The 15,850-nt window shown below is 71.2% G+C and carries 1 protein-coding gene (only partly in view); it reads left to right on the forward strand.

The annotated features are described in order from the left end of the window. On the forward strand, nucleotides 1-15,850 hold the 5' portion of the coding sequence (locus tag ABEA87_RS37995; protein WP_345638135.1) for a hypothetical protein. The gene runs 20,555 nt beyond the window's last position; 15,850 of the gene's 36,405 nt are visible here — the first part of the coding sequence; its start codon is at nucleotides 1-3; its stop codon lies off the right edge, out of view.

Here is a 15,850-nt window from a genome sequence, read left to right on the forward strand (position 1 = left end):
ATGCCTGTCGTCAACACCAACTCGTCGTCGACGACGAAGCCGCAGTATCCGGACGCCGACAAAATCGACGCACTGGCCAATCAGTGGCTGCAGATGGCCACGTCCCTCAGGGCACTGAAGACCACGGTCTCCGGGTCGTTGGACCACGTGTCGTGGCAGGGCGACGCGTACACCATGGCCACGATGGTGACCGTCGAGGTGGCCGACCCCATCGGCAAGACGGCCGACAACTGCCAGACCATGGGGGAGCATCTCCAGGAGTACGCCAAGCAGGTACGCGAGGCCATCAAGACGCAGAACGCGGTGACGTTGGCCGGGATCCTCGGGCTGGTCTTCGGCGTCGTGGCGTTCGCGGTCGTTGGTCCGATCTCGGCGGTCACCACCTCGATTCTGGACGCGGTCGGCGAGTTCAGTGTGCTGATCGACAACCTCGCGTTCGAGCTGCCCAGCCTCGCTCCGATCGCGAGCACCGTCGACTTCCTCGCGCAGAGCGCCAACGTGATCGTGCCGATAACGGAGTCGGCGGCCCTGACCACCATCGACACGGTGGTGCCGATGGTGATCGCGGATGCGGTGTATGGCCTGCCGCCGGAGATGGACCCGGGAACCGCTGTCGTGACCGGGATCGTGACGCTGTTCGGCGGGTTGGCGGCGATGGACCGGCCGGCGGTGAACCGGCCGAGTGAGGACCCGTTCGGGTTCACGAACTGGCAAGACAAGATCGCTGAGTTCAAGGGTCCGGGTAACGGAGGGTTGAACGGAGTTGACCCCGAGACCTTCAGCGTCAACTCCAAGGGACTTGTCGACGAGATACTGCCGCCCAGCTCGCTGGAGTTCAAACCGCCCGCCGTGAAGGAGTACGAGGGCCCCGGCTACGGTTGGACCGAGTCGGCCTCGGCCAAGCCGGTCTCGCTCAACAGCCCGGATTCGCTGGCGCCGCCCCGGTCCTCGTCGTCGTCGCCCGAGCCGCCGGACGAGTCGGTGAGATCGGAACACCTGGGCTCCGACATCGTGGCGCCGCCGTCGCTGTCCCGGACGGCTCGCGGTTCGAGCACTGTGGACACGCCTGCTCCAGACCTCAACGAGACGCAGCCACCGGTGTCGTCGACGACCTTCTATGCGAAGGGCCAGCCGGTCACCTTGACCGAGGAGTCGGCGGCCCGGGACTGGGCGGTGTCGGCGGCCGCCGATCGGGCTGGGCCCCCGCCACATGGATCGGGTGTGCGGCCGGCCACGATCGACGACCTGCCCGCTGACGGTGGAGTGTCGGCCGCCCGGAGTTTCCAGGTCGCGGAGGGACGTCCCGGCCTGCAGTTGCCCAGCCCGGGCGCGCCGCGAGAGCTGGACGCGACCGCGTTGGGGCAGGTCTGGCGTGGCCGCAACGTGCCGGAGGACGTGATCTCGCAGCAGCTGACGCAGCACCAGGCGATGCAGTCAGCCAGGCCCGAACCGCTGGTGGGCGGTGGCCCCCGGTACGCCAACGGTGATCCCGTCCCGGCGAACATCGCGGCGCAGGGGCCACCGCGTCCGGCGCAGGAACCGCCGGTCGGCACGGCCGGAAACCCGGCGACCATCAATGACCTGTCACCCGGCGGTCTCGGCGCGGATCACTCGTTCCAGGTCAGTGCCGGCCGCAGTCCGCTGCCGGTACCGACGAAGGACGCGGTGCGCTCGCCCGACGAGATCGCCGCCAGTGGCGCGGTCCGGCAGGCGCGGGTGGACTACTTCACCAAGCCGCCACAGCCTCCGGCGGATCCGGTCGACAGCCTGGCGGGCGTGCATTCCCCGCCGCCCCGAGCCACCGGCGCCGGCGATCCGCCACCGGCCCTCGACCCGCCGGCACCCCACACCACGGCGCCGGCCGACCTGGCCCCCGCGACCCACTCCGCGCCTCCCGCAGCCCACTCCACGCCTCGGGCCACCCACGAAGCGCCGGCCACGACGTCACCCGGTGCCGACCGGGGACAGCGGATCAGTTCGGGTGGCACCCGGAGTCCCGAGCCGTCCCCGTCACGCTCTACTGTGGACATGCCGCCGTCTCGCCCGGCCGGCGACCGGACCACGATCGAGGGATCGGCCACTCCGTCCCCAGGCTCCGGCAACCCATCGCGATCCAATGCCGCCCCGAGCCCCGCCGATGCGTCACCACAACGGCCGGGAACGACCACCGGTCGGGGATCCGGGGACGATCTCGCGCCGTCACAGACGCCGCCCACCTCGGTCACCCGGTCGACCAGCCCACGACCGGCAACGGCCGACCAGGCGCCGCCATCGTCGTCCCCGAGCCGCAACGCGCCGTCGGATCCGCCGCCGTCACGCAACACTGATACCGCAGCGCCGGCGAATCCGTCCGGTGACAGCCTGTCCGTACCCGAGGCATCCGCGGTGACCCGACCGCGGACCGACCACACCCCCGCGGGCAATGACACGGCCCCGTTCACCGACCCCGGCCGTCGCCTCAAGGACGGGGCGGTGGTACCCCCGCCGCAGCGAGCGCCCGCGCCCGACAATTCCCGCTTCCCCGGTCCCGGACAACGCCTGCACGACGGCCAGGTCCAGCCCGCCGCGCCCGCCGCCGCGAACAAACCTCCGCGACCGGCACCTGAGCACCGCCCGGGTGAGCCCACCAGTAACGGTGGTAACGGCGGCGCCAGCCCGCCACCCGCGCCGCACGCGCCTGGCCGCTCCGGCGGCTCCGGCCGGCTGATCCACAACAAGGGCGACAACACTCAAACCGTACTGGAGGAGCCGGCACCCACCACGCACACCGCCGAGGTCACCCACAGCGCGACGGACACCGCGGACCACGCGGCGACGGACACCGCGGACCACGCGGCGACGGACACCGCGGACCATGCGGCGACGGACACCGCGGACCACCCCGCGACCGAGACCGCGACCGACGACGCGTTGCCGACCCAGTCGCAGACGCAGACCGTGGAGACAGCGACCGACGACGCGTTGCCGACGCAGTCGCAGACGCAGACCGTGGAGACAGCGACCGACGATGCGTTGTCGACGCCGACGCGGACACCGACACCGACGCGGACCGCGGACACCTCGGTCGTGAACAGCACCGACCATCAGGCACCTGTCGCGGATCACCCGCAGACTGACAGCGTCGTCACCGAGCAGGTCGGCGCCCAGACGGCTCACCCCGCGGCCACGCAGGCCGACCAGCCGCCGACCACACCCGTCCAGGCCGAGCGTCCGGTGGTCGAGGCCGAGCGTCCGGTGGTCGAGGCCGAGCGTCCGGTGGTCCAGGCCGAGCGTCCGGTGGTCCAGGCCGACACCACGTCTTCCGCGCCGTCGACCGGCTTCGACAACCCAGCACTGACGGGTACCGAGCCGGTACTGCCCGCGCCCCACGCGCTCGCCGACCCGTCGTCCACCCCGGCAGTTGCCGAGGTCTCTCCCACGGTCACGGAATCCTCCATGGCCGGTGGGGATCCCCGCACGGCGCAGGCGCCGCCGGCCCAACCGCAGTCGCAATCGGCGCAGCCGCAATTGGCGCAGCCGCAATCGGCGCAGCCGCAATTGGACCAACCGCAGCCGGAAACGGCGCAGCCACAGGTGACGCGGCCGGTGGCATCGAACCCCGTCCATGCCGGGTTCGACCGGGCCGACGCGCAGTTCCGTGACCGCCTGCGGCAGGCCGGCCAGCAGGAGCGAGCGTTGACGGTGGCGCAGTACGTCCGTGAGGTCCGCACCGGGGTGCCGACGCCGGTGCGGCCCGCTGATCCGAGCGCCGAGCCGCCGGTGATGACGTTGTCCGGGCAGGCAGCCGTCGAGCGGATGGAACAGCCGGCGGTGTCACCGGTCGGCCACCGCCAGTTGACGCCGGACGAGCGCGTCCAGGTGGCGATCGCCCGTGGTCATCGTCGGCAGGAGATGCAGCAGGCCCGCCAGAACACGCCGGCCGACACCGGCCAACCGGCCCGCGTCCCCGACCCGAACCGGACGCAGGCGGGCTTCGACCGGGCCGATGCGGGGTTCCGTGACCGGCTGCGGCAGGCCGGCGTGCCGGAGCGGGCGTTGACGGTGGAGGAGTACGTCCGCGCGGTGCGCACGGGTACGCCGGCGCGGGTAGGTCCGGGCGTGCTCAACCCGGCGGCACCGGCCACGCCGAGCCCCACCCCGGCCGACGCGCCGCTGCAGCAGGCCCCGCCGGTCGACAATCAGGCCACGTTGACGGCCAGCTCGTCGTCGGCGCCGGCAGAGACGGAATCGACACCGAACAGGCAGGCCGCTCAGGCGCGGACCTTGCCGGTCGGGCAGCCGCAGGCTCAGGTGCTGCCGGTCGGTGAGCGCCGCCTGACCGCGGACGAACGCGCCAGCATCGCCATCGCCCAAGGCGAGTACCGACAGGACCTGCGGGCGACGCGGCAGCAGCGGCTCGCGCAGCAGGCGACGGTTCCCAGCAACGCCGCGGGTGGGTTGGACGCCCGCTGGGAACGGACCGAGGCCAACTTCCGAGCGGACGAGGCGGCATACCAGGAGCAGGCGCGGGCCGGGAACCGGCCGGTCAGGCCGTTCACGGTGGCCGAACACCTCAGCCGGATCCAGGCAGGCGTGGATGTGCGCGCTTCCGGCGGTGTCCTTCCCCAGCCACGGCGGCTGCGGTTGGGGGAATTCCTCGACATCCGGCTGGCCCGCCGTCACTACGCCGCGGCCATCCGGTCGGCCCGGCAGACGGTCGCTCCGCCAGCGACGCGTGAGGGGTCCGTCGACCGGATCCAGGCCGGCTTCGACGCGGCCGACCGGCAATACCGTGACCGGTTCCCGGCCGGGCAGCCGGTCCAGGCCCTGACGATGGAGCGCTACCTGGAATCCATCCGCACCGGCCGGCCTCCCCGGGTATCCCGGGCCACAACGCCCGCCGCGGCCCAGGGGACGCACGAGGTGCCGCCGGTCGGTGCGCGCCGCCTGACCCCGCATGAGCGGGCCGACATCAGTCTGGCCAAGCGGCTGCGGACCGAGCAGAGGAAGAACGTCGGCGGCGACGATTCCGCGCGGGTCCGCGAGACCATCGCCCGCAACACCGAGGCGTTCCAGGCGCAGGCGCAGCGGCGTGAAGCCGCGCACGCCGCGGAGATCGAGCGGATCTCCGCCGGGCTGGACCCGGATCTGGACGTCAGGATCCAGGACGACGCGGTGGTGCTGTTCCGGGGCGCTGCGCCCACCCGGCAGGTGACCGGCGGGTCACCGCGCCGCACCGTCATCGTTGTCGATGAATCAGTCGGCGACGCCGGGGCGGTCCAACGCTTCCTGCGAGGCCTGCCGTCGGACTACACCGCGCGCCCGCTCACCGTGGTACTCAACTGGACACCCCAGCCAGGCACGGCGCGGCGATGGCGGAGACTGGCCGACCGGCTGCTGGACGGCATCGGTGAGCAGACCGCACTCGTGGTACCCGCGGCCGCCATGACCAGGCCATTCGAGCACGATCCCCGGATCGAACCCGTGGACCACCGCAACCAGCCCACCTTCATGGAGTTCGCCGACCGGATCTACATCCACCCGTCCAGCGCCGCCGAGCCGACCCGCACTCCGTTCCAGCTGGCGCCGGGCGGCACGCCGGGCAGCTACCAGCTGCACGACGGCTGGCAGATCGAACAGACTCCGGCAGGGCTCAACGTCCGACCCGCGGCGGCCGATCCGGCCCCGCCCAGGGCCGACCGCATCGGCGACACCCCGGTGATCCATGTGGACGTGCGCACCGCACCGGTACCGGCCGCGGTGCGGGTGCAGCTCGACCGCATCGCGGCGGGACAACCCGACTGGGCCCGCCCCCGGGTGGTCGAGCGCGGTACCGACGCCGGTCTCGCGGCGCTGTCCCACGGGCTGAGGGAGGGGTACCAGATCGCCCGGGTACCCGGCGGCGTGATGCTGTTCAACGAGGAGGAGCGGCCGGACCTCCCGACCCTCACCGAGGCGTTGGCCAGCCCGGCGGGCGGCTTGACCGTCCTGGTCGCCCCGACGATCCGGGACATGCGCGTGGTCCGGCGGTTCCTGCGCGGGCTGCCCGACCTGCCGGGCGGGGTGACCGTAGCGCTTCGACCGACCGACGCCACCATGAAGCCAGGCAGGGCCGCACGTTTGGCCTCCTGGCTGGCTCAGGGGTCGCGCAATCCGGTCGAACTCGTGCTGCCCCGTACCGGGTTCGCCGCCGTGCCCAGGCTGGATGGGCGGTTCACCGGCCTGGGCGACCACGGCCGCGACACCCTGCCGGGCCTGGCCCGGCACATCGCCGTGCGCCCGGTCGCGACCCCGCCGGCCGTTCCCGAGGGGCTGCAACCGGTCGATGGGCGCCCCGGAACCTTCGCCGTGCCGGGGGTGCCCGGTTGGTTGCTGGAGGAGACGACCGGCGGGGCATGGCTGCACCCGGTCGGTGCGGCCGCTGCGCCGGTATCGCCGGCCGGGTCGGACCAGCCCCACATCGTCGTCGGCGGCGCCGGCGTGGAAGTCCCAGCCGGGGTACGCGAGCCGCTGCTGTCCCAGATCCGGGCGCTGGTACCGGCCGACCAACCCGCGCTCGTTCACCTCGACCCGGCGGCCGCGGACGTGGCCGGAGACCTGAGGGTCCACACGCTGCCGGGCGGCCGGCTGCTGTACCCGAAGGACATGCCAGTCGCCGTCACGGTGGAGACGCAGAGTCAGCTGGCACCGCCCGGTCAGCTCCCCATCACCGTGGTGGGCTCGGTCACCCACGGCACCGTGTACCGCCATCTGGCCGGGGTACGGGCCGCTGCTTCGGATCCGATCGTGCTGCGCCTGCCCACAACCGGGTCGCGCACGGTGGAGCGGCTGTTGACGCATGCCCGCCAGATGCTGCGCGACCTCCCCGATGCGGCGCTGTTCGCGCCCGTCGCGGAGGTGACCGGGCCGGTCGGACCCGATCCGCGAGTCGTACCGGTCGACGCGTCCGGTCATCGCACCCTGCCGGCGCTGGCCGTGGGCTACCACTTCCTGGCGGCCGATCAGGCGGCGGCACCGTCCACGACGGAGGCCACCCGGCTCGATCTGGGCGCCGGCTGGTTCCTGGAGCACACCGGCGACCGCACCGCCTGGGCGCACCCCGGCCACGCTCCCGCCGTACTCGCCGGGATGCACGCGAGCCTGCCCAGCAGCGACGCGCCACGCGTGGTCATCGACGCGGGCGCCCCGATGCCGGTCGCCGTGCGCACCCGCCTCGCCGAACTGGCAACGGGCCTGGACACCGTGGTGGTCCCGGGACGTGCGACGGGGGCGCGGCTGGATCTGCCGCCCGAAGGGGTGCTGGAGGTACCCGGAGCCCCAGGCGTGTACGTCCTGCCAGGCTCCGCGGCGGCCGCCGCCGAGGCGGTGCAGCGGGCCTTCGCCGCCGGTACCGACCTGGCCGAGCAGGTGGCGGGGGCGAGCACCATGGTCGTCATCGACGGTACGGTCGACCCCGCCATGGGCACCGTGCAGACTTCGCACGGCCCCGCCGATATCGACGACCTCGTCGGGCAGTTGTTCGCGATGCCCGCCTCGGTGCCGGACATCGTGGTCTTCACCGACCCGGGTGCCGCCACGGCACGTCCCGACCGGCCTGCTCTCGCCGACCTCGTGGCCCGGCAGCTGCCGGGCATCGTCGCCGTACCCACCGCACCGGTCGAGATCGCAATGGGCTGGCGGTTGGTTGCCGGAGGCGCCGACCTGCCGCGCGCCGCGTCCGGTGTTCCAGATCCGTCCGATGCCGGCGGTCGCTGGCAGATCACCGCCGGGGGTCAGCGGATCGGATACACCGGGCCGGTATTCCGGCTACCGGCGCACCCGATCGCGGATCCGTCGCCGGCGGCCGCGGCCGAGCCGCAGCCGCCGCAGGCCGGGCCTGACCGGCCGCCGGTGCCGACCATCGTGGTCACCCCGCCGGATGTCGAGGCGCAGACGCCGCCCACCGTCGCCGACACCCCGCCGGCAGCTCCGTCCGTTGCCGGCGCCACGCCGGTGGATGCGGAAGCCTCCAGCCTCGCATCGAGCATGACCGATCCGCTCAGCGAGGAAAGCGACGCGCCGGCCACGAGCACGGATCCCACCAGTGTGGATCCGCTGGAGCCGGGGGTGGGCAAGCCCGCGCAGGGTACGTGGTTCGGTTGGCAGGTACTGGCATCGGACCAGACGCTCAGCCCGGCCGCCACCGCGAAGCTGTCCGATCTCGGGTTGCACGCGGTGGCCGCGGATGCCGACGAGACCGCGTACCAGGTCGTGGCCGAACAGGTCGCTGCGCACCTGGGCAGCCAGCAGATCCAAGGGGCGATCAACGCGCCGGCCCGCGTGTGGACCGATGCCATCGGCAAGGCGCTGCTGCATGACCGGAAACAGCCGTCACCGGACTGGCCACTGCTCGGGTTGACCGCACCCGATCAGGACACCGTCGCGCAGGTCGAGCAGTGGATCGCCAGCGGTCTGCCGGTTGACGCGATCCCGGCGGTGCTGACCCGCGGCGCACCGGATGGTGCGGAGAAGATCGAGGCGGTCCTGCCGGCCGTGGCCCACACGTTCGGCTTCCCCATCCGGCTGGTGCGATCGGACGGGCAACCCGTCGTGTTCGCTGCCAAGGATTCCGGTGACCGTCCAGTGGTGACAGTCGTAGCGAACGGGCAGGGCGTGCTGGGCACCGCGCCGGCCAGCGCCCTGCCGGCGCTGCTGTCGACCGACGGCGCGGCTCGGGTGGTCCGGCCGGTCCAGGGTTCGACACCGGTCGGCCTGCCCGCCGACCAGGATCTGCTGCATGACACGGCCGTGTTCCTGTCCCGGCTGTCCGGCCGCAGAAATCTGCCCCTTCCGCAGCTCGCGGACCTGAAGGACAACCTGCGGCGGGTGGTGCGCGACGATGTCGCGACGTTGACGCCCGGCCAGGGGCTGGGCGAGTCGATTAGGGAAGCGCGCGCGGCCATCGCCGCCGGGGCCAGGCCGGTGCCGCTGGAAGCCACCGCCACAGTCTGGGTGCCGCGGCAGGAGCGCCTCGGCGATCCCCACCAGCTCAGCACGCAGCAGCGTGACGACCTGCGCCGCCTCGGTCTCGCCGCGGTGGCCATGCCTGCCGGACCGGACAACTTCTTCGCCGCGCTGCGGGTGGCCGGGCAGTATGAACAGGCGCGGCTGCTCGGACTCAACGATTGGAGCAGCGAGGACCTGCGCGGCCTGTTTGCCGGGCTGCTGCAGGCCGACCTGGCGGCGTCCGGCACCACCTGGCCGTTGATGAACTACACCAGTCGCGAACTGCTCGCCGCGCACCGCGCGGCGATCCTGCCGCTGTTGACGGACCTGGCCAATGCGGGCAGTCCGGCACCGCGGGAGACGCCGGAGCTGCTGTCCCGGGCGATCGCCGAGGTCTTCGGGGTCCGGGTCGTACTGCTGAAGCCCGCCGCACTGCTCGAGGTCGAGCCGTCGGGGTGGACTGGTGAGGGCGAGCGGCCGACGGTGCACCTGGTGGTCGGCAACGACGGCCACGTGATGCCGACGGTGCTCAGCGAGACGGTGCCCGGTGCGGTGGTGACCCCATTGGAGAGCACCGCCGCGGACAACCCCGACTCGCAGCGGCCAGGCACGCCCGCCGACGAGGACGACACCCGGCCCGATGAACTCCCACGCAATCCGCAACCGGAGCCGGACGTCGACCAGCACGGCGGTGACGATCCCGAGCGGGACACCGAGCCGACGCCGACTCCGCCGGCCGACCCGGTGCCTCCGACCCTGCCACCGGCGGACGCCCCACCCAGGTTGCATCCGATCGCGCTCTGGGCGGGTTTGCCGAAGCGGGGGCTCCCACATCTGACCCCACTCGTCGACGGGTTGAAGCAGCTGGCCCGCGACAACCACGTCGACCTGAGCGACGCGGAATGGGAGGCGGTGCCGCAGCGGCTGCTGTCCAACTACCGGGCCATCGGAGCGGGCGGCTACATCCTGTCGATCGGCGGAATCGACGTGCTGGTCAGGCTGCAGCTGACCGCTGAGCGCAAAGAGGCGTCGGCGGCCAACAGGGACGGTGAGTCCGGCGGGGTCATCTCCAACGAGGTGATTCAGGGCACCTTCCAGACCGGCGCCTACAGCGAGAGCACGACGTCCCAGGCCGGCGCGCTGCGAGCCCAGCTCGCCCTCAACGCCGCCCTCGGCATCGGAGTCGCCACGCTGAACATGGGCCTGTCGGTCACCGGTGTGGCGAACTCGGTCAGCCGCAGCGGCTCCGCCGCCCTGGACGCCGAGGTCGGACACGTCGAGGACACCCGCGGACCGTCCACGCTGTACTCCTTCGAACCGACCTGGTACTACCGCATCCTCGATGGGGCGCAACGCCAACGCCAACACCAGGTGGCGCCAGTCGCCGAAACCGATCGCCTGTACCTGTGGATCCCGGACCACTACCTGTCCGCGGCGCCGACGGATGTCGTCCACTCGCAGGATGTGTCGGAAGACCAGCTGCGCATGCCACCCACGTTCTTCGTCTCCGGTCTCACCGGCCTGCCCGAGCTGTACCAGGCCATCGTCGCGAGATTGCGCGATGGTATGAACGCCAGCTGGCTGCCTACGCGGTCCAACCGCGACCGGTCGGCGGCGGTCGGCGGCGAGCTGATGCAGAAGCTCTGGAACGTGGAAACCCATCTCGACACCGTGGTGAACTCGGCGGACGGGTACCGGTTCCTGCTGTTCGACACCGGCCGGCCGGTGGCGGAGGTCGTGATCCGTGGTCAGCTGTTGCGGCGCCCGACCCGGGTCGGCGCCACGAGCAAGGTGGCCCACCTGGAGCGGGTCCGTACTGCGATCAACGGCTACAACACCGGCTTCAACCTCACGAACTCCAGCACCGTGCAGGGGACGCTCGGCGGCGGATGGAAGGCGGTGCCGCTGCTGAAACTCACCGGCTCGGCGGCACTGAGCTGGACCGCCAGCAACAATGACGGCCTGTCCGCCAACCGGATCGGGCTGTGGGTCGTGGTTTCCCGGTACGCCGGGTACACCGCGGGGTACCTGGCGGAGCTCGGACTCACCGCGAGTGTCTCGGTTCGCAACCAGCCCCGCCGGCGAGCTCGGGTGACTCCCAGGATGACAGTGACCGCGCTGCTGCGGGCACCGGAACGGGAGGCATTCGAAAACGGGTTCCCGGTCGACCGCGACGCCGTGGTTGGCGCGCCGGCCAGCGGTGACACCGTGCCGCACGCCAGCGAGATCCGGTACGACAAGCCCGCGCAGCCGGTCACCGGCATCGCGCCGCCGCAACATGTCCTGGACAACCGGGGCATCGGACAGGGCATGGCCAATGTGGACAGTGTCGCGGTGGAGCGCCTGCGCGCGCAGGTCATCCGCGAGTTGCGACGCAGGCAGTTCCTGCCGCCCGATCCCCGCCGCCCGTTCGCGGTTCCCGAGCCGGACGCCAACGGTCCGCGGAAGCTGCGGCGCAAGGCGGGACGGTCGCAGAAACTACGCAACCTCGACCTGGTGGACAAGCTGATCTCCAAGGCGTCCCTGGAAAGCCACTTCGACCAGACGCTGCAGGACGGGCTCTCCTTCACGGTGCGGCGCACTCGGGAGGGCAGGATCGAGAATGCGCGGGTCACCATCCGCGCGAGGCAGAACCTCCAAGACCCGGCCAGCGCGCCGCGCTTCATCCGGCGCACGGGGGAGTACCACCTGGTCAACCTCTCCATGGGACTGGACATCGCCGGGCAGAGCGCTGGCGGGTCGCAGAAGCTGGCCCTCAACCTGAAGTTGAGTACGGGTTTCCCGGAGTTTCCCCACGTGTCGAGTGCCGACTTCTCCGGGGAGTACGCCATCTCGAAGGGCGCCAGCGAATCGGTGTCCACCATCGTCAACCGGCCGGAGCTGCTGGAGTATCCGGGCGACGTCGACGAGTTCGTGTTGCCGACCACGTACGAGATCACCATCGATTACTACACGACCGCGCCGCCGAGGCGAGGCTGGCCGAGTTGGGCGAGGGCGTCGGAGATTCCGCGCTGGAGCTCGGGTCCGAACAGGACCGATGTCCTCGTTGCACTGATTCCCCACTTCAATGCCAGCGACCCACCGCAGGCGCCTCAGGCTGCCGCGGGCAGCGCGAACCAGCAGCCGACCACGGCGCAGCCGGCGGCGGCCCCGCAGCCGACCGCGGGTCAGCAGGCCGCCACGGCGCAGCCGGCGGCCGACAAGCAGACCGCCGCGGTGCGGCCGATCGCGAACCCTCAGCCGGCCGGGTCGGGCGCGACACCCGCCGCGGTGACGCCCCCGGTCGCGCTGAACAACGCGGTCATCTACTACCTTGACTCCACCGGTCTCGAGGCCGCCGCGCGGAGGGTACTACCGGGCTTCGGCCGGATCGGACACGTCACCGATCAGCAGATCGCCAACTTCAGCGGCCATACCGCCGTCGCCGCGCACTTCATGGAGATACTGGCCGGGCAGTACTCAACCGACGGACTGTTCGAGGGCAGTCTGGGCTACGACAACTACGGCGCCCTGCGCATCAACGCTACGCTGGGCGCTTCCCAGTTCGCCGGTGCCAGCGCGGACAAGTACGTGCTCGGCCTGATCAAGCTGGCGCTGGTCCAGGCATCGCAGAGCTCGACGTCTTCTATCGGCCCCAGCGTCAATGTGGGCACGGGCGCCGGTGGCGACATCAGCAATTCAGGCGTGTCCAATCTGACTGGTGGCGCCGGGGCGGGACGCACCTGGGCGACCTCCAGCACCAGGGGGCAGCGCAAGACCGGTGGCAAGGAGTTCCTGGAACTGAACTTCCAACGGGCGTACTCGTTCCGCAGCTCAGTCGACTTCGAGGTCAGTGGATCGACATCGCGGCGGACGAAGCTCCTGCTGAATACCGACCGGACCCGGCAGGCGGATCCGATCCGCGGCCGTACCGTCATCTATCTGCTGTCCGAGCCGGACGCCCTCGACGCCTACGGCTTGCATAACCTTGACATTCCGCCGGAGCAGCTCGCCGATGCGGTGTCTCGATGGACGTCGGGCGAGACGCCGCTGAACAGCTCAGTGGTGGCCCGGGTACTGCTGCGCTGGCGTCGGGTGGTAGGCCCGGATGACGACCCCTACCGGGTGACCCGGGCCGCCGCCGCCGCACGGCTCGGCTGGCTGCATCGCAGCGGGTATGGCCCGGTCGAGGACCCCGAGGTCCTCCGGGGAATGCTGGAGGAATTTCCGGAGACCTTCGGCCCGACCAGCGAACCCTTTTCGGCCAGGGCGCAGGACGTTGAACCGCCCGTACGCGTGCCCACCCATCTGAACGTCGCCGCGCTGACCCGGCCGGGGCCGGCCAGCGAGGCGTGGGTTCCGCCCTACCTGTCCCGGAGGGGCCCGCGAGCGGTCGGCCATGCCGGGATCGACCGGCTTGAGCTCTGGGCAGCGCCGGATCACCTCGGCTATTCGGCCAACGGCCGCGAATCGTTGTTCGACGTCGCGGCCGCGATACTCGGCGACGGCAACCGGTACCCCGAGATCGTCGCGATGAACCCGCGGGACGTATTCATCACCGCGCCGGCCGTCACGCAGGCGCCGACCGCCGCCGGTAACGCCGCGCCGGCGGCGCCTGCGGTGAACGGCAGTGCCATCGTCGCGGAGGGTTTGATCAGGGTACCCGCCTCGGCCACCGGTGACGGCGTACAGGATGCGCCGTTCTGGGAAGGCCCATCGACGCGCACCTTCGACGTGGTGCGCCAGGCGGTCGAGCAGGCAGCGCCCGGCCTGCTCGGTGGCCACGGCGAGGGCAGTTGGCAGGCGACGCCGGAGGTCTGGTGGGAGTCGCTGCGAGAGCAGACCAGGGTCGGCCGGTTGCAGGGCGGAGTCGACGCCCTACAGGCGATATTCGCCGGCCACCGCGACCATCCGATGGTCGAGGAGATGCTCTCCGGCAACGGATTGCGGTTCTACCTCATCGACCCCGAGGGGTGGATGAGTGCGCGGGTCGTCCAGTTGACGGTGCGGCTGTCCATTGCCAGTGACGTCAGCTACGGCGAGTATGTCGCGGAGAGCGGCCTGGAGAACTATGGCCACGGGTACAGCGAGCTCAGCAGCGTCAAGGGCCGGGACGTCACGCAGTCAGTGACGTTCGGCGAGCTCACCTTCACCGGTGGATGGGCGCACGCCCCCAAGGGCGGACCTCAGCTGAAGTACAGCAGCGGCCAGCACCGCAGCACGAAGCACGCTGACGAGAACATCGTCGAACAGACCGTCTATGACTGGGGTGGCTACCGGAAGGCGTCGATGCAGGTGCGCCTCGAGGCCCGGGCCGAGGTGCGCAAGATGGCCGGCCGGCCGCTGAACAACGCGCTCATGTGGCTGTCCGGCGAGGGACTCCGCATGGCCGGCCGGCAGCTGAACAACGCGCTCACGTGGCTGTCCGGTGAGGGCACGGGCGCACCGGACGCGGGCGTCCGCGACAACGTCGTTGCCGCGGACGGCGTGATGGTCCTCAAGATTCCCCGCTCGATCAGCGAAGCTCGTCCGATGCACGGTCCGGCGGCGCCGATGGTCAACACCCTGCCGCTGCCGCCCCTGCCGGGAGACACCTACGTCACGGCGGCGTTCCTCGACGACGCACTGCCCGCTGCCGAACGGGTGGTCAAAGCGCTGATCGGTGCGGAGGCGAACACCGACGAGTACCGCTCGAGCCTGTCGCTGCCCATGCTGCTGACGCGCAGTCAGCTCGCCAATCACCTGCCGAAGGCACTGGGCTCCGGTGAGGGTGTCAACCGTGGGCGCTACCGGCTGGCGGACGACATCATCGTACCCGGCCACTCCTGGCAGCGGGTCGCTCTGGATCTCACGGGCGAGCTCACCGACCTGCAGATCATCGCGCCGTTGCGAGGGACCGGAACCGGACGCTACGGGAAGAACCTCAGTTCGAATTCGAGCAGCGGCAGCACCGACCTGTGGCGGCCGGAACTGTCCGGCACGGTCAGCGACGTCATCAAGACGGATGTCAGCAACCCGGCGAGCCCCGGGGACCTGTTGAATACGCTCGAGCTCACTCCGAAGACCGGCGCGTCCCGGCAGGCGACCGAGACCCAGGGCCGCGGCATCGACGATAATCCGCGCCGCGAACAGCACGTGAAACAACAGGGGCCGGTATTCCTGGTCCGGGCATTGGGACGGTTCACGTTCGAGGGCACCCTGATCGAGCACGGCCTGTTGACCCGTCCGAACGAGGTGATGCGGGTCACCAGTGCCCCGCTGACCGGTGATGTCTACATCGAGATGTTCGAGGAGGACGTCGAGGCGTGGCGGGCTGAGCTGGAGCAGGGCCGCAACCAGGCCCAGTACGTCGCCCCCGAGACGCCGCTACCGCCGGTCGACCCCAACATCACGCGCGTCGACCTGAGTGCGAGGCCCGAGGTCCGCGGAAACCGGTCACTGGACCAGGTCGTGCCGGTGCTGGTTGCCGTGGTCGCCGGTCTGCGGCCCCGGGGTGGGGTCCGACCCGGTCGGCGCGACCCGCAGGCCGTGGTCATCACGATCGACCAGCAGGCACCCCATGGCCAGGACGGGGACCGCCGGCCTCGGCTCGACGCCGCCCGCGCGGCGCAGATCCTTGACCGGGTGGCGCGGCGACTGCGCCAGGACCACCACATGCGGGTACGCACAGAGCTTGCCGACGCCTTCGGCCGCACCATCATCCGTGAATACGGCGGCACCGATGGCCTCGACAGGATCGAGCCCCCGGACGAGCGACCGCTGCGGTGGAATCCTCAGGGTCGGCGACGGCTTCGTATCGGTCCGCAGTACAGCGTGGTCGCCGCACAGGCCGAATACGATCTCGACAGGCTCCTGACGCTGGCGGTTGAGGCGGGCGCGGACGCATTCACCGCGATCGACGAGGTGG

Source organism: Rugosimonospora acidiphila (assembly GCF_039543385.1).
Taxonomy (GTDB): Bacteria; Actinomycetota; Actinomycetes; order Mycobacteriales; family Micromonosporaceae; genus Rugosimonospora; species Rugosimonospora acidiphila.